Annotated in this window: 15 protein-coding genes; 7 read left to right on the forward strand and 8 right to left on the reverse strand. The window is 72.4% G+C overall.

Annotation, left to right across the window (positions count from 1 at the left end; translation table 11 throughout):
- Window positions 1-75: 75 nt before the first annotated feature.
- Together NAEX_RS44535 and NAEX_RS44540 are read right to left on the reverse strand one after the other, a co-directional pair.
- A complete protein-coding gene (locus NAEX_RS44535) occupies window positions 76-867 on the reverse strand; it encodes a hypothetical protein (RefSeq protein ID WP_096334013.1) in 792 nt (263 codons plus the stop codon).
- 18 nt (window positions 868-885) lie between these two features.
- Window positions 886-1,908 carry a hypothetical protein gene (locus NAEX_RS44540; protein ID WP_096334014.1) on the reverse strand — a complete coding sequence of 341 codons (1,023 nt, stop codon included), beginning with the start codon at window positions 1,906-1,908 and terminating at the stop codon, window positions 886-888.
- A 193-nt stretch (window positions 1,909-2,101) separates the two neighbouring features.
- Here NAEX_RS44540 and NAEX_RS44545 point away from each other — a divergent pair, with 193 nt between their 5' ends.
- Window positions 2,102-3,040 carry a CapA family protein gene (locus tag NAEX_RS44545; RefSeq protein WP_096334015.1) on the forward strand — a complete coding sequence of 313 codons (939 nt, stop codon included), beginning with the start codon at window positions 2,102-2,104 and terminating at the stop codon, window positions 3,038-3,040.
- Window positions 3,041-3,390: 350 nt separating this feature from the next.
- Here the strand turns inward: NAEX_RS44545 and NAEX_RS52595 are convergent, their stop codons facing one another.
- The gene (locus NAEX_RS52595) at window positions 3,391-4,362 is read right to left on the reverse strand and encodes a YARHG domain-containing protein (RefSeq protein ID WP_211302629.1); all 972 of its coding nucleotides are present in this window, start codon (window positions 4,360-4,362) and stop codon (window positions 3,391-3,393) included.
- A 53-nt stretch (window positions 4,363-4,415) separates the two neighbouring features.
- On the opposite strand from NAEX_RS52595, the gene NAEX_RS44560 reads away from it, so the two are divergent.
- Window positions 4,416-5,885: a lipase family protein gene (locus NAEX_RS44560; protein ID WP_170136562.1), complete on the forward strand. Its 1,470-nt coding sequence runs from the start codon at window positions 4,416-4,418 to the stop codon at window positions 5,883-5,885.
- 188 nt (window positions 5,886-6,073) lie between these two features.
- On the opposite strand, the gene dacB is transcribed toward NAEX_RS44560, so the two are convergent.
- Complete coding sequence (gene dacB, locus NAEX_RS44565; RefSeq protein WP_096334017.1) at window positions 6,074-7,852, reverse strand: D-alanyl-D-alanine carboxypeptidase/D-alanyl-D-alanine endopeptidase; 1,779 nt, start codon at window positions 7,850-7,852, stop codon at window positions 6,074-6,076.
- Between the two features lie 343 nt (window positions 7,853-8,195).
- Between dacB and NAEX_RS44570 the strand changes: the two genes are divergently transcribed.
- Window positions 8,196-9,902: an FG-GAP repeat domain-containing protein gene (locus NAEX_RS44570; protein ID WP_143140203.1), complete on the forward strand. Its 1,707-nt coding sequence runs from the start codon at window positions 8,196-8,198 to the stop codon at window positions 9,900-9,902.
- Here the strand turns inward: NAEX_RS44570 and NAEX_RS51730 are convergent, their stop codons facing one another.
- A complete protein-coding gene (locus NAEX_RS51730; RefSeq protein ID WP_170136563.1) occupies window positions 9,903-10,055 on the reverse strand; it encodes a hypothetical protein in 153 nt (50 codons plus the stop codon).
- On the opposite strand from NAEX_RS51730, the gene NAEX_RS44575 reads away from it, so the two are divergent.
- The 3 genes from NAEX_RS44575 to NAEX_RS44585 all read left to right on the forward strand — a co-directional run bounded on the left by NAEX_RS44575 (window position 10,054) and on the right by NAEX_RS44585 (window position 12,991).
- Window positions 10,054-10,965 (forward strand): hypothetical protein, encoded by a 912-nt coding sequence (locus NAEX_RS44575; RefSeq protein WP_096334019.1) that lies wholly within the window; start codon window positions 10,054-10,056, stop codon window positions 10,963-10,965. The two genes, NAEX_RS51730 and NAEX_RS44575, sit on opposite strands and share 2 nt — an antisense overlap.
- 69 nt (window positions 10,966-11,034) lie before the next feature.
- Entirely contained in the window at window positions 11,035-11,316 is a 282-nt protein-coding gene (locus tag NAEX_RS44580) for a hypothetical protein (protein WP_096334020.1), read from the forward strand.
- A 235-nt stretch (window positions 11,317-11,551) separates the two neighbouring features.
- Complete coding sequence (locus NAEX_RS44585) at window positions 11,552-12,991, forward strand: porin (protein WP_096334021.1); 1,440 nt, start codon at window positions 11,552-11,554, stop codon at window positions 12,989-12,991.
- A gap of 48 nt (window positions 12,992-13,039) precedes the next feature.
- Here the strand turns inward: NAEX_RS44585 and NAEX_RS44590 are convergent, their stop codons facing one another.
- The 3 genes from NAEX_RS44590 to def all read right to left on the reverse strand — a co-directional run bounded on the left by NAEX_RS44590 (window position 13,040) and on the right by def (window position 15,079).
- Window positions 13,040-13,744, reverse strand: coding sequence for a hypothetical protein (locus tag NAEX_RS44590; RefSeq protein WP_143140202.1), 705 nt, complete (start codon window positions 13,742-13,744; stop codon window positions 13,040-13,042).
- Window positions 13,745-13,951: 207 nt separating this feature from the next.
- A complete protein-coding gene (locus NAEX_RS44595) occupies window positions 13,952-14,365 on the reverse strand; it encodes a thioredoxin family protein (RefSeq protein WP_096334023.1) in 414 nt (137 codons plus the stop codon).
- A 96-nt stretch (window positions 14,366-14,461) separates the two neighbouring features.
- Window positions 14,462-15,079, reverse strand: a complete 618-nt coding sequence (def, locus tag NAEX_RS44600) for a peptide deformylase (protein WP_096334455.1) — start codon at window positions 15,077-15,079, stop codon at window positions 14,462-14,464.
- Window positions 15,080-15,413: 334 nt separating this feature from the next.
- Between def and NAEX_RS44605 the strand changes: the two genes are divergently transcribed.
- Window positions 15,414-15,953 carry a hypothetical protein gene (locus NAEX_RS44605; RefSeq protein WP_096334024.1) on the forward strand — a complete coding sequence of 180 codons (540 nt, stop codon included), beginning with the start codon at window positions 15,414-15,416 and terminating at the stop codon, window positions 15,951-15,953.
- Window positions 15,954-16,191 lie beyond the last annotated feature (238 nt).

Raw genomic sequence — 16,191 nt, forward strand, 5'->3', positions numbered from 1 at the left:
CGTGCCCGATCGGGCATGCCCCAGAGAACATGCCGATCGGGGCATGCGACGGCGGGCATGTCCCGAGGGACAGCCTCACGCGAGCCGGGTGTCGTCGTCGAGGCGGTCGTCGTCGTCGCCGTCGTCGCCGAGGTGCTCGAGGGCGTCGTCGTCCTCCTCCTCGCGGGCCGCGATCAGCGTCGCGGCGGGGGTGGACTCGACGGCCGCCCGGTAGCGGAGGGGGTCGACGCCGACGCGCTTGATCCGGAACAGGTTGAGGCCGATGGCGGCGGTGACCTCGGGGCTGCCGCGGTATTGCAGGCGGCAGTCGCCGGTCGACGAGATCTGGATCGAGCCGCCGAGCTTGCCGAGCTGCTGGAAGCGCAGCAGCTCGGACGGCTCGCCGCGCAGGGTGACGCCGGCCTCGCCCTCCTCGGAGCCGTAGAACAGCAGGTCGCGGCCCTTGAAGAGCTCGCCGACGACGAAGTAGCGGAGAAACGGCCAGTCTTCGCGCTCGCGCAGGCCGAGGGCGATCCGGCGCGGGCTCTGGAGGCGCTCGACGTCGAGCTCGGCGACCGAGACGAAGAAGGAGGCGCGCCGCGACAGGCCGATCCGCAGCTCGGCGGCGGCGTCTCCGACGGCGAGGTCGGCGGCGCCGCCGAAGCCGAGCGCGTCCTCGCTGTGGTACTGAAATTTTTCGGCGCGGCGACCGCCCGGCTCGCTGACGACGGGCACGCCGAAGTCGGTGGTCAGGTGGCCGACGCGCACGAACACGCCGCCGCGAAACACCCCGTAATCGCCGGGCCGCACGTCGAGCAGGGGCGGCCAGACCGCCCGGCAGCGCAGGTGCTTCCGCAGGGAACGGGTGTACTCGCGGGCGATGCTCATCGCTTTACTATGGCACGCCTACTCCCAGTCGAGCAGGCTGAGCGAGGCGCGCACGAGTTCGCCCATCGACTCGCAGCGCAGGAAGCGGTCGTCGCGGTGGTGATGCGCGAGCTCCTGCCGCAGCCGCTGGATGTTCTCGTCCGGCGCGAGGTCGTCGTCGCTCATGGTGTGCAGGAGATCGCCGAGCGCCTCGTGCTCCGCGCGCGCGCGCAGCCGCAGCAGCGCGTGCTCCTCCTCCTGGTACTGCTTGACCGACTCGTGGGTCATGCACGACATGGCGAGGAAGATGACCGCGTTGTTCTGCGAGTAGTACTTGGGCATGTACACGTTGCAGCGGCCCTCGTAGCTCTGCTGGTCGAAGTCGATCGCGCGGATCCGGACCATCACCTCGTCGAGGTCGGGGATGACGTTGACGACGAAGTTGCTCGAGTGCATGTCGCCCAGGAGGCGCACGAAGCAGCGCTCGTTGAACTTGACGAACTCCTTGGCGAGGCGCACCGCCTCGATCCGCGAGTCGCCCAGGTGCTCGCGGATGAACTGGTCGCCGGGGATCCCGGCGATGTGCTCCTCGATGAGGGTGACGCCGTCGGTGATGTACTGGATCCGGCTCGGCGACAGCAGGTCCTCGAGCTCGAGGCCGTAGAGCCGCGAGGCGTCGGCGTGCTTGACGTAGAAGTAGTCGAAGTTCTCGTTGAGGGTGTTGAGGATCCGGACGCGGAACGGCTGGGTGTTGCCGTAGGTGCAGACGTCGACGCGATCGGTGATGAGGTGCTGCATCAGCGCCGCGTTGCCCATCACCCGCATGTTGGCGTAGGTGCGCACGAGGTCGCGGTGGATCTCCTTGCGCATCGACGGCGGGTACAGCACCGACTGCCACAAGGTGTCGCGCCCGCGCTTGTCGTAGACCGGGGTGGCGTCGTCGTAGCGCGTGAGATCGGCGTACGAGACCGGCAGCTCGGCGAGCCGGCCGTGACGGCGGAGGTAGCCGCGCAGACCCTCCTGCACGCGGTAGGGGCGCTTCTTCCGCGAGATCATCGCCATGCGGCGGCAGGATGACGGCTCGCCGCCGCCGGCGCAAGCAGGGCCGCGGCGCGCCGGGAGGGGTCGGCACCGCCGTCGCGCCGGCACGAGGCCGCGAGTCGCCGACCTCGAGCGACGGCACGGAGCGCCCCGACGAGGTTGAGCGCTGCGGTCGCGCCTGGCGCAGCGGGCCGAACCTCGGCATGCTGCGCGGGTGCGGGCGATCGCGGCGATCGGGCTCGGCGCAGCGCTGGCGTGCGGGAGCGAGGCTGGTCGATCGGACAGGCGAGGCGACGAGCCGCCCGCGGCCGTCGAGCTGTGGTTCGCCGGGGACGTCCACCTCGGCCCGGGCGGGGCAGGGGCGCTCGACCCGCTCGCGGCGGCGATGCCCGAGGCGAGCGGCGTCGTCAACCTCGAGGGGCCGATCGATCCGCGGGGCGCCCAGGGGGTCGTGCGGGAGGCCGGGACGCTGCGGCTGTTCAATGGGACAGGTACGCCGCAGGAGCTGGCGCGGGCGCGGATCGCCGCCGTCGGGCTCGCCAACAACCACGCGAGCGACGCGGGCCCCACGGGCCCTGCGGACGCCGCCGCGGCCCTGCGCGCCGCCGGGCTGGCGCCGTTCGGGCTCTCGGCCGGCGTGGCGGTGATCGAGCGCGACGGCCTGCGCGTGGCCCTCGCCGGCTTCGACCTGGCGGGCGAGGTGCCGCCGGGGCTGCCCGCGGCGCTGGCCGAGGCGCGGCGCGCCGGCGATGTCCTCGCGGTCGGCTTCCACACCACCGGCCCGCCGCTGTACCTGCCCGAGCCGCCGCTGCGCCGCGCCGCGGACCTGGCCTTCGAGGCAGGTGCCGCCGTGGTCGTCGCCCACGGCTCGCACTCGCTCGCCGGCGCCGAGCTCCGCGGCGGGGGCGTGGTGGCCTGGGGCCTCGGCAACGCCGCCTTCGCCTGCGATTGCACGGACGAGCGCGAGGGCCTGGTGCTGCGCGTGCGGCTCGGCCCTGCGGGGGTCGAGGCGGCCGCTCTGGTGCCCATCGACGCCGGCCTCGGCGGCCGGCCGGCGCGCCTCGCCGCCGACCCGGCGCCCGTGCTCGACCTGCTGCGAGCGCTCGGCGTATCCGGCCGCCGGGACGCCGACCGCCTGACGCTCACGCCGTGAACGAGGCGGGCCGAACTGTCACGGCTGCCGGCGCTCGCGCCGGGGGCGTCCAACGTTCGCAGAGCCCCGCGCTCGTCGCTTCCGCAAGACCTGGCGAGCGCCCGGTCCGCTCGGGAGGGGGTGCAGCGTGACGACCGCCCTGCCTCGCTCACGGCGGACGGCGCTCCGCGCTTCGCTCGCGGTGAGCATCGGGACGCCGGCGCCTGGCGTTCGAGCCGCGAGGCGACACGAGCGCATGTCTTGGGGGACATGCCCGTCAAGACATGCCGATTCAGACATGCCTGCAAAGACATGCTCTATCGGTCACTTCTGAAATTGGTCCTGCGCCCGCCCGGGGCGCTGGCTGGTCATCAGGCGGCGAAGAACCAGCCCTCCTCGACCTTGTGCTCGTAGTCGGTGAGGGGTCCGCCGTTGGCTTTCTCCACGCTCTGGATCAGGCGGATGTTCTTGCGGTCGATCGGCGTCAGCTTCGCGTCGGCGTAGGCCTCGTCGGGCGTGTACCACTCCATCTCGCCGAAGTGCTGCTGCAGCAGGGCCGAGCGGAACGGGCGGCCGCGGCGGGCGTAGATCGTGTTGCGCAGCATTCGCAGGTCGCGGAGCGACAGCGTCGCCAGCTGGTTGGCGGCGAGCAGCGCGTCGAGCTGCGTCGGGTCGGCGAGCGGCGACAGGTCGTCGGGTTTGAGCTCGGGGTCGGCCGTCCAGCCGCCGAGGTGGACCGCCAGCAGCTCGAGCTCGATGTCGTCCTCGGGGCTCAGCGGGCCGGCGGACTTCTTGTCGAGGAGGGCCTTCTGCTGCGACAGCAGCGTGGCCCGCGGGATCGCCCGCTCGTGGTCGACGATCGCGCGGGCGTTGGTGTAGTCGGTGGGGGTGAGCTTGCCGAGGTCGGGCGCGGGGGCCGGGGCGTACCAGTCGAAGCGGCGGAAGTGCTGGTCGAGCCACGGCTTGCGGAAGCTCTGGCCCGCGCGCGCGTAGATCGTGTTGCGCATCAGCGTGAGCTCGCGCAGGGTCCGGCCGGAGAGGTCTGCCGGGGTCAGCTCCCGGTCGTAGTAGAGCGGGGGCAGGGCGAGCTCGGGCGGGCTCGCGGGGGCCGGCGGCGGATCTGTCTTTTCGGGCATGTCCTGGATCGCGGGCGCGGGCGCGGGTGGCTCGGCCGGTGCAGGCGCAGGCGCAGGCGAGGCGGGCAGGGCCGGCTGCGCCGGTGCGGGCTCGGTCGCGGCCTTGTCGCACCCCGACGCGAGCCCGATCAGCGCTGCGAGCAGCGCGAGGGTCCGGGGCGTCGGCGAGGTGAAGCTGCGAGGGCCGGGACGTGAAGGCCGGTTCATGGGTCGCAATTTACCCTGGCGGGCGCGCGCGGCAGTGGGCGATGATGTCACCCATGGTCTACCGAAATGTGACGCCGCTCGTCGTCGCCTGCGCGCTGGCGACCGCGTGCGGCGACGACGTCAACACCACCGACAGCGGCACCGGGACCGAGACCGAGGCCACGAGCACCACGGATACGCCGGCGACCACGACCGACGTGACGCCGACGACGACGGCGGCGAGCACCGACACGACCACCGGCGACACCTCGACCGGCACCACGGGCGACGAATTCCCGGTCGGCGGTTGCGGGGCGCCCCCGTTCGAGTGGCTCCCGTCCGACGGCATGGGCGAGGTCATCGACTTCGAGCAGGTCATCGAGCTCGACGCGCCGACGATCACCGACCTGCTCGAGCAGAACGGCTTCACCGCGCTGGGCGCCGCCGACTTCGGCGCGCGCGTGTACAAGATCCGCTATGTCACCCAGGATCGCGGCGAGAAGCACGAGACCACCGGGTTCGTGTCGTTCCCGCTGACGCCGGCGCAGGAGGAGCGGCCGGTGGTGGTGTGGGCCCACGGCACCAGCGGCTTCACCGACGCGTGCGCGCCGACCAAGGATCCGATGGGCTTCCAGGTGCCGCTGATCCTGGCTGCCAAGGGCTTCGTGTCGGTCGCGCCCGACTACATCGGCATGAACGGCTGGGGCCCGCCGTCGAACCGCCTGCACCCGTACATCGTGCCCGAGCCGACGGCGATCGCCACGCTCGACTCGATCCGCGCGCTGTACGAGCTGGCGGCCGCCAACATGGATCTGCCGAGCCTGCCGGGCGACGACGTGGTCCTGTTCGGCGCCTCCGAGGGCGGCTTCGCCACGCTGTGGGCCGACCGCTACGCGCCCCACTACGCGCCCGAGCTCAACATCGTCGCCAACGTCGCCGCCGTCCCGCCGACCGACGCGGTCGGGCTGACCGAGCACGGCGCGACGGTGTTCGGGCCGACCACCGGCGCGCTCGCGGCCGCGGTCGTCGGCGGCTGGGACTGGACCGGCCGGCAGGGCGACCTCAGCGAGGTGCTCAGCCCGGGGCCGCCGATCGACGTCGCCACGGTGCTGCCGATGATGATGGAGAGCGGCTGCAGCTTCGACCTGCCGCCGGAGATCACCGGGACGAACCAAGTCTACACGCAGTCGTTCATCGACGCGGTGGTCGACCGCGACTGGGAGGCGCTCGGCGACTGGGGCTGCTTCCTGCGCCAGGCGACGCTCGGCGAGTCGGAGATCCCGCTGATGAAGGTCACGCCGACGCTGATCCAGCAGGGCGAGGTCGACGACCTGGTCTACACGCCGGTGGTCAAGGCCGACCTGCCGCGCCTGTGCGACCAGGGCTACCAGCTCGAGCACATCGACTGCGCCGGCGCCGGTCACGGCGACTCGGTGCTGCAGGCGGTCCCCTACATCCTGCAGTGGGTCAACGCCCGCCTGGCCGGCGAGCCGCTGACCGAGCCGTGCGTCATCCACGAGCCGACCGACTGCACCGAGCTGTGAGCTGGTCCGCGTAGGTCCTTTCGGGCAGGCCCCCGAGGGCAGGTCCGAAAAGGCAGGTTCTTCGGGACATGCGCGATGCGCCAGGCCTCGCCGCCGGCCGACGCCTGGCAGCCGGAGCGCTCTCGCTCCAGGTCCCGAAGACAGGTCCGAAAGAGCAGGCCCTTCCGGACATGCTCTGAAAGCCAGCCTCAGCCCGCGGGCGGATCCGCCGGAGCATCGCTCGCGGGGCCGCCCGGCGGCTCGCCGCTGGCGACGCGCTCGTCCGCGGTCTTCTTGGCCGAGCCGCCGGGCGCCGGCTTGCTCGCCGCGTCGCCGCCGGCCCCGCCCGCGGCGGCCCAGGCGTCGAGGTGGCGCAGCACGGCCATGACGATGCGGTCCTCGGCGCGCTTGCGCTTGGCGGCCACGGCGACGCGGCCGTCGTCGACGTTGATGAGGATCGAGAAGCCGACCTGCGGCGTGCCGTCCTCGGCGGTGATGACCCCGGTGAGGCCGCTGACGCCGTCGAGGGTCCCGGTCTTGGCGCGCACGCGCTTGCCCGACTTGCGCAGGCGCGACAGCATGGTGCCGCGCTCGCCGGCGACGGGCAGGGCGGAGACGAGGCCGCCCTCCGCGGCGCGCACGCGGCCGGCGACGGCGATGAGGTCGACGAGCGCGCTGGTGGTGACGCGCCCGAGGTCGGACAGGCCGGAGCCGTTCTCGAACACCAGCGCGTTGGGGTCGAGGCCGAGCGCGCGCCAGTAGCCGAGCACGACCTGCGCGCCGTTGTCCCAGTCGCCGGGGCTCTGCGTCACGCGCCAGCCGAGGGTGCGGAGCAGCTGCTCGGCCATGAAGTTGTTGGAGAAGGCGAGCGCGTCGGCGGCGATCACGGCGAGCGGGGCCGAGTCGCGGCGGGCGACCGGCTCCGCGCCGTTGCCGTAGGTCGGCGCGCGGCCGCGGACGACCGGCAGCGGCGCGTCCTGGCCGCGCGCGGCGAGCATGACCGCGAGCGCGCCGCCGGTGTAGAGGCCGGGGTCGGAGATCCGCCGCCGCACCTGCACCGGCTTGGCGCGCCGCCGGATCTTGCCGGTGACCTCGACGACGGTCTCGACGGCGTCGCCCTCGCCGCGCGCGTAGGTGCGGACCGTCGGGGCGCCGCTGCCGATGGTGGCGCGGTTGTCGATGACGACGTGGGTGCTGTCGGGCACGAGCGTGACGACCGGGCCCTCGGGCCCGGGCGCGACCGTGATCGCGACGGTGTTGAAGTCGAGGCTGAGCGCGCCGCTCGGGGCCTGGTACGACAGCCCGATCTCGGTGTCGGAGAAGCCGGGGGCCAGCCGGCGCTGCGAGAAGGCGGCGTCGTCGACGACGATCCGCGTCAGCGAGGCGAGGTCGGTGCGCGCGGCGATCTCGTCGGCGAGCGCGGCCAAAGCCACGTGATCGAAGCTCGGGTCGCCCTCGCCGACGAGCACGAGGTCCTCGCCGTGCCGCAGCACGCGGGTCTCGAACCGGTAGTCGGCCCCGAGCAGGTCGAGCGCGGCGGCGGTGGTCAGCAGCTTGTTGTTGCTGGCCGGGTTGAGCGGGACGTCGCCCTGGAAGTCGAACAGCACGGTGTCGCTGCCGAGGTCGCGGACGTGGACGCTGACCGAGGCGAGCCGCTCGAGCGGGGCGACGATCTTGCGGATCGCCGCGTCGAGCCCGGCCGTGTCGAGGGCGATCCGCGGCCGGGCGTCGCCCCGCGCGAGCTCGACGGCGCGGCTGACCGCCGCGAGCCGCGTCATCAGCCGCTCCTCGGCGGTCGGCGGCGGCAGCTCGTCCGGGACCACCACGACCTCGACGTAGGCGTCGCGCCGCGGCTCGCTCTCGCCGGCCTCGAGCGACATGGCGTAAGGGACAGGCGCCACGAGCCGCGTGAGCGCGCCGCCTTCGAAGGCGAGGACGGCCGCGGCGACCAGGGTGATCGCGCCGGCCGCGGCGGGCCAGACGTGCATGCGCAGACAATGATCCGAGGCGGAAGAGCGCGTCAAGCCGCGCGCGCCCGGCAGCCGTGGCGGGGCGCGCCGCGCGAGGTGACAGCGCCGTCAGGTCGCGCGCGGACGCGGAGGTCTGGCTGGTCCAAAGGACAGGTGCGGTCCGGCGGTCGGGAGCGCGCGCAAGCGCACCCCGGACCGCACGCGCGCGGGGAAGCGCCGGATCGGCGCCGCGAATCTCCGGGTGCGGGCAGGGGCCCGGCCCGGGTTCGCCCGCGCTTGCTCACGTCGCCGGCGCCCTCGTGGATCCGGCCGGCGAAGCCCGGTACCCTGCGGCATGACTTCCCTTGTCCGTCGTTCCTTGGTGTTTGCGCCCCTGTTGCTCGCCGCCTGCGGAGACGACGACCGCGAGAGCGCGACCGCCGGGGCGATGACGATGACGGGCCCGACGGTGACGGCGACGACGCCGGGCACCACCGCGGAGAACCCGACCACGGGCAGCGGCACGGAGGCGCCGACCACCGGCGGCAGCGAGTCCGGCAGCTCGACGACCGAGGCGGAGATGACGACCGAGAGCACCGGCGGGATCAAGTTCGACCTCGGCACCAACGACCTCGGCGAGACCAGCGGCGGCCCGCCCGGCAACGTCTGCAAGGTGCAGGACGACATGGACGCGATCGGCGACTGCGAGATGGAGGCGGCGCCGGACAGCTTCGCGCCGGCGCTGCAGTGGTCGTTCGGCGCCAACCTGCAGTCGATGGTGACGCCGCTGGTCGGCAACTTCACCGACGACAACGCCGACGGCGAGATCGATCTGTGCGACGTTCCGGACGTGCTGTTCGTCGCCGGCCCGACGATCGGCTACGGCCAGATCTGCGAGCTGTTCGTGCTCGACGGCGCGACCGGGACCCAGCACTACGCGATCCCGACCAGCGAGAGCCTGTCGTGCTTCGCCACGCCGGCCTTCGCCGACATCGACAACGACGGCCTGCCGGAGATCGTGGCGATCTGGAACCACGGCGGCACGTACCGCCTCAAGGCGTTCGAGCACGACGGCACGCTCAAGTGGGCCAATTCGACCGACGGCGGCCAGTACGACCAGTTCTACCGCGAGACCGGCGCGGTCGCGATCCACGACCTCGACGCCGACGGCGACGCCGAGATCGTCTTCAACCACGAGGTCTACGACCACAACGGCGTGCTGCTGTGGGCGCAGACCAACCCGCAGCCGGGCGAGCTCGAGGCGAGCGTCGGCGCCGACCTCGACGGGGACGGCAAGATGGAGGTGGTGACCGGCCACTCGGCGTATCGCCACGACGGCACGGTGTACTGGGAGAAGTACCCGCAGGTGACGGCGCAGTCGATCCCGCAGATCGCCAACCTCGACGACGACCCGTTCCCGGAGGTGTTCGTCACCTCCGGCCAGGGGCTGTGGATGCTCGAGCACGACGGCACGGTGAAGTGGGGCCCGGCGACGCCGACCGGGGTGCAGCCCGCGGGCTACCTGACGTGGATGCGGCCCGGCACGGTGCACGACTTCGACGGCGACAGCCAGCCGGAGTACGCGTCGTCGTCGCGCGACTACTACGCGGTCTACGAGGGCAACCCCGCGACGGTGCTGTGGCAGTCGCAGGTGGTCGACGGCTCGGGCGCGGCCGGCGGCACGGCGTTCGACTTCCTCGGCGACGGCGTGGCCGAGGCGATGTACGCCGACGAGCAGAACTTCCGCATCTACGACGGCGTCACCGGGGCGGTCGTGCTGACGCAGGCGCGCGTCAGCTACACGTTGAGCGAGTACCCGATCGTGGCCGACGTCGACAACGACGGCTCGGCGGAGATCCTGGTGGTGTCGCTGTCGGGGCAGCCGGCCCTGCAGGTGCTGCGCGACGCCGAGGACCGGTGGATCCAGGCGCGCCGGATCTGGAACCAGCACGCCTACTACGTCACCAACGTGCGCGAGGACAGCACGCTGCCGACCAAGCCGGTCGACAACTGGAAGATCTTCAACACCTACCGGACCAACGCCCAGATCGAGGGCGGCGGGCTGTGCATGCCCAACCCGCCGGGTTGATCACGGCGCGAACGACATGTCGCCCAGGACATGTCCGGGGCCCGGCAGCGGGCGCGCGGGGACGCGCAGGTCGACAATTTTCGGCGTGCGCTCACGGATTTCGATTCGGCCGGGAAACCATGAACAGCGGCCAGTACGGCCGAATTTAATCATGACTTTCCAGACCATCCGTATCCCCCACCTTCTCGCGTTTTCTCTCTCCTTCGCGCCGGGCGCCGCGTGCTCGCTCCAGAAGGCCGACCTGGGCGCGTACTCGGGCACCGAGTCGACCGACACGAGCAGCGGTTCAGCCGCCGAGACGAGCACGTCGGGCGACGTGATCACGGGCGAGTCGCCCCGGCAGACGACCTCCACCGAGGCGCTCACCAGCCACGGGGCGGAGACCTTCACCTCGACCGGTACGCCGTGGCCAGGTTGCATCGGGCCCGAGGAGGGGACCGCGGTGGCCGTCGAGGTGAGCGCGCCGACGTTGATCGACCCCGAGGCGTACCCGATCGAGTTCGACGTCCGCTGCAGCGTGCAGGGGATCGCCGGCGGGGCGATCGCGCTGCAATGCACGGACGACGCCGAGGGCATCCACGCCGTGACGCTGACCCTGACGACGGAGGCGCCGCACACCGGCCTCCTCGGCGGCGAGACCGACGTGCGCCTCCGCTACCGCGAGACCGATTCGCAGGAGTTCGGGCTCGACATCCGCACCCACGTGGCGCTCCACGCGGTCGACGACGGCGCGCTGTTGCTGTTCTACACGCTCGGCTACCACGTGTTCGCCGAGGACTTCGAGGCGTTCTGGGCGCCGATGCACTTCGTCGACGGCGACCTGGGCTTCTGCCCGGCGCAGCCCGACGAGCAGTGCGGCACCACCGAGCGGACCACGGTGTACGTCCACGACGGTGTGGACCAGGTCACCGTGTACGACGGCAACCTCGAGACGTTCCCGGCGTCGAGCATGTACGTCTACGCCGAGAGCGCCCGCGATACCGTCCAGACGAACGTCGAGGACTGCCACGACGTGGTGTACGGCCGCTGGGTCGAGCTGCTGGCGCTCAAGGCCGACCTCTGACCTCGCACGGAGGCCGGCCCGACGGCGGCGAGCGATCACCAGCGGCCGACCTCGGGCGAGCCGCGCCAGTTGCTCGACGAAGGTCCAGATGGCGCGCATGGGCAGGACGCGGCCGAACTCGCCGGCGACGACGCGCTCGCGCAGGGCCCGGAGGCCGGGGTGGAAGCGCGCGGCGAAGGCCCGCGCGCGCTCCCCGTCGCGCGAGCACACGCTCCACAGCGCCGCGCCGCGGGCCTTCGCCAGCGCCGGCGCGAGGCGGCGGTCGGCGATCGATCCGGGGCCGACGACTCCGACGTGCAGCACCGCTCGACGGCAGCGCGCGCGCCGACGGGCGAGCTCGCGCCGCCCTGAGCGGTCCGATCGGACATGTCTGAAAAGACATGACCTTGATTTGCGGAGATCGAGCCCGGAGCCGGCGCCGGGGCGGCCTGCGGCGATCTCCGCCATCCGCGCCGATGCGACCAATCCCACGCGCCCGCCCGGGCAGGCCTCTACGGGCGTTTCCAGGCGCAGGCGGGGCTCGCGCGACTAGGCACTTCGTGACGCTTCCGTCACCATCCCGCCACGCATCCGTGATGCGCACCGTATGCCGCTGCCGCTCGCGATCGCCCTCTCCTGGCCGCTGATGATGCAGGCGGCGCCGACCTCACGGCTGCTCGTCGACGCGCCCGACGCGGTGCCGACGCCGCAGCGGCCCGCGAGCGCCGCCGCGCCGGTCGCCCAGGCGCCGGGGCCGGTCGACGCCGAGCCGGCGACCGAGGGGACGGAGGGAGCGGAGAAGGGCGAGGGGCCGGCGCCGATCGACGCCGAGCCGGAGACCGAGGCGCCGCCGGCGAAGCTCGACCGCAAGGCGGACGCGAAGGTGCAGAAGTTCAAGTTCAAGCCGGGCCGCGGCTTCGAGCTGGCGACGAAGGACGGCAACTACGTGCTGGCGATCCGGGCGCGCCTGCAGATGCGCTACGACCTCGAGCACCCGAACACGCCGGGCGAAGAGATCGATCACGTGCTGCAGATCCGGCGCGCGCGCGTGGTGTTCGCCGGCAACGTGTTCGGCAAGCACAACCGCTACTACATCCAGCTCGGCTTCTCGCCGCGCGACATGCTGGGCGGGCTGCCCGACGACTCGCCGGGCATCCGCTACAACCCGGTCCGCGACGCCCGCGTCGAGTTCACCTACCTGCGCGACGCCACGGTCTGGCTCGGCCAGATGAAGGTGCCGTTCAGCCGTCAGCGCGTGATCTCGTCGGGCAACCAGCAGTTCGTCGACCGCTCGAGCGTGAACGAGGAGTTCAACCTCGACCGCGACATCGGCCTGGTGCTGCGCTCCGACGACATCGGCGGGATCGGCCGCCTCAAGTACGCGCTCGGCGTGTTCATGGGCGACGGCCGCAACGCCTACGCGCTGACGAACACCGGGGCGCTGTACGTCGGCCGCGTGACCGTGATGCCGCTCGGCAAGTTCGAGGACGACTCGGAGGCCGACCTCGATCGGATCAAGAAGCCGGGGCTGTCGCTGGGCGGCGCCTACGCGTACCACGACGACGCGCCCGGCGAGCGCGGCGTCCACGGGCCGCGGCCGGCCGACGGCGGGACGACCGACATCCACCACGCGACCGCGGACCTGATGTTCAAGTGGCGCGGGCTGTCGATCGAGTCGGCGTTCCACTACCGCAAGGCCCGCCGCCGCAACCCGGGCGGCGCGGTCGACGAGATGGGCCTGCCGGTGCCCGTGGCGCTCGCGCGCGACGGCGTCGGCTGGTTCGGCCAGGTCGGCTACCTGATCCCGCCGGCCGACGTCGAGTTCGTGACCCGCTACAGCTTCGTCCGCAACATCTTCGGCGACAGGAGCTCGATGATCGACCGCGACGAGCTCGGCGGCGGCGTCAACTACTACATCGCCGAGCACAACTTCAAGATCTCGTTCGACTACTTCCGTGTGTGGGACGGGCTGCTCGGGCCGACCGTGCGCGAGGCGATGGCGAACGGCATCGACCGGTTCCGCCTGCAGGTCCAGCTGGCGTTCTGAGTCCTTCAGGACATGTCGAATAGGGCATGTCCTGAAAGCCAGCGGCAATTACTTGCAGTAGTCGTCCTGGTGGACGACGCCGTCGACCACGATCTCGGTGCCGGGGCGGATGACGAACTCGCTGAGGCCGACCTCGGAGTCGGCGTCGGCGTCCCAGTCGTAGGTGTAGCCGAGCTGGGTCCACGGGTAGCCGGGGTCGTCGCCGTACGAGGCCGCGCGAAGGTCTTCGATCCACATCTTGTGCTCCGGCTCGACGTCGGGGCGGAAGTCGAGCTGCGCCACCGAGTCGTCGATCTCGGGATCCGGGCTCGGCCGGAACATGCCGTCCAGCGGCACCCACATGGTCACGAGCCGGTCCTTGCCGTTGTCGGGCGGGAGCCCCATGAGCCGCTCGAGGCGGGCCGTCAGGTCGGCGCCCTGCAGGCCGGTGGCGGTGCAGAAGTCCTTGAGCGAGGGGACCGGGGTGACCCACACCTCGACGGCGAGCGGCATGGCCGTGCCCTCCTTGCCGTCGTAGCCGTTGTACGAGGTCCAGGTGACCATGAGGACCCGATCCTCGGCGTCGAACATGAGGTCGGGGTTGTCGACGGTGAGGGCGACGAGGTCGTCCGCGACCTCGTCGGCCTCCGGATCCGAGGCGTCCTCGACGGCGGCCCGGTACAGCTCCGCCGGCGTGGCTTCGGGCTCGGGCTCGGTACAGGCGACGCCAGGGACCGCGAACGTGAACAAAAGGACAGGACGTAGCAGCGACATGCGCGGAGGGTACACGCGCCGCCGACGGCCGTTCAATCACGGGCCTCGCCTGCAAACTCGCGGCTGGGCGCCCAGCGGGCGCACCTGGGCGCCCAAACACGCAGCCGCGTGCGTCGACACGCCGGCGCGGCGCACATCCGACCGCGATCGACGAACTGCACGACGCGCGAGGCGGAAGATGTCCGATCGGACAGATCGAGGCCGCGCTCAGTGCTCGTGGTCGTGGCCGTGATCGTGGTCGCAACGACCCTCGGCGTGGGCCTTCTCGTGCTCCTCGATCTGGCGCCGGACATCGTCCATGTCGAGGCCCTGGACCTCGCCGACGAGCTCGTCGAGGGCCTTGGCGGGCAGCATGCCGGCCTGGCGGAACAGCAGGATGCCCTGGCGGAACACCATGACGGTGGGGATCGAGCGGATGTCGAAGGCGGCGGCGAGCTCTTGCTGGGCCTCGGTGTCGAGCTTGCCCCACACGATGCCCTGGTGGCGCTCGGAGGCGGCCTCGTAGACGGGGGCGAAGGCGCGGCAAGGGCCGCACCAGCTGGCCCAGCAGTCGAGCACCACCGTCTCGTTGCCCTCGACGATGCTCTGGAAGTTGTCGCTGGTGATCTCGGTGGTGCTCATGTCGTTGCTCCTCGGTGCTTGCATAGCACCCGTCACGGGAGGTCTGTCATGGATCGACCCGACGCGCTCCCCCCGGAACTCGCGCGTGCAGGCGGCTCAGCGGGAGAATTCCGCGAGGATCTCGGCGATCGGCCGGCCGGCGTGGCGCGCCCGGGCCTGGTCGCCGGTGGAGAACGAGCGCGTCAGCATGCGGTCGACGTAGAGGGTGCCGTCGAGGTGGTCGACCTCGTGCTGCAAGATCCGCGCGGGCCATCCGCGCACCCGAAGGGTCTGCGGCTGGCCCCGTCGGTCGAGGCCGGTGACCTCGACCTCGGCGTGACGCTCGACCAGCGCGGTGTAGCCGTGGACGCTGAGGCAACCCTCGAAGAAGGTCCGGGTGTCGTCGCCGAGCGGCCGCAGCACCGGGTTGATGAACACATGCACCGGCAGCTCGACGCGCTCGCGCTCGCGCAGCTCGGCCGGCGTGAGTCGAGCCATCAGAGCGGCCCGGTCCTCGAGCACGAGGATCCGCAGCGGGACGCCGAGCTGCGGCGCCGCCAGACCCACGCCCGGGGCCGCTCGCATGGTCGCGATCATGCGGTCGACGAGCTCCTGGATCTCGGGCGTGGGGATCCGCTCGACCGCGAGCTCGGCGGCGCGGCTGCGCAACACGGGGTCGCCGGCCTGGACGATGTCGGGGTGCGGCGCAGAGGGGGCGGGCGCGGACGGCGGCATGGGCTTCGAGACGGACGGAGCGCACGCGGCGCTGGCGAGCGCGAGCGCGAGGAGGCGAGGCGACACGCCTCCGGCTAGCACGAACGGCTGCGCGCAGGAAGCGGGCCGGCGCTGGCCGCGGGCCTCGCGGGGCTGCGGTCGCGGACGAGCCGCGGGCTCGTCGGGGCGACGCGCGGACGACTGGCCGCCTGGATGTTGGTGCATGTCTTCGAGGACATGTGAAGACGGCCCGCGGCGGCCGGGACGGGCGAGATCGGCGGACGGCGACGGCCGGGCGCGGCGGCGCCGGCACGAACCGCATGAAGACGGCGGCGAGATCGGGTAGATCGGGGACATGTCGAGGGTCTTCACCCGCGAGCGCTGCATCCCGTGGCTGTGCGCCCGGGTCCCGCTCGACGACGAGCCGCAGGAGGTCGCGCTGTCCGTCGACGAGCTGTGCGCCCGGATCCCGGGCCGCGCCGCCCGCGGCCTGCGGCTGTCGGGCGCGATCGGCCTCGTCGCCGCGGCAGTGGTGCTGCTGACGGCGCCGCGCCCGGCTCGCGCCGAGAGCTCGGCGGCGGGGTCGTCGGTCCGCTCGGTGGTCGGGTACACGCTCGGCGGCCTCGGCCTCGGCGCGCTGGCCGTGAGCCGTCGCCTGCACCGCACGTCGCCAGGCCTGGCGGTGCTGTGCGCCGGGCGCGACGCCGACCTCGGCCCGATGCGGCTGGCGGGGCTGGTCACGACGGCGCGCGCCCGGCTGTCCGAAACAGCATGGCCGAAAGGACATGTATGGTTGATCTCGGAGGGCCCGCTGTCGGCGGAGCGCAAGGCCCACGCGGCGGCGCTCGGGGTGCGCTGCTTCGTGGCGGTGAACGGGCGCATCACCGAGGTGTGACGGTCGGGGTGTGCTGCTCGGCGGGCGGGCGCATCACCGAGGTGCGACCGTCGGGGCGCGCTGCGTGGGCGCATCGCCGAGATGGGACGGTCGGCGTGCGTCGCGTGGTGGCGGTGGGCGGGCGCATCACCGAGGTGTGACGGCCGGCGCCCGTGGACGCGCCGCGGCGTGCGTCGGCCTCGGCTCACGGAGAGCGCGGGGACCCCGATGGCGCGGCGGCGCCGTCGGTCGATACTGC

The organism is Nannocystis exedens (assembly GCF_002343915.1).
In the GTDB taxonomy this organism is placed as follows: domain Bacteria; phylum Myxococcota_A; class Polyangia; order Nannocystales; family Nannocystaceae; genus Nannocystis; species Nannocystis exedens.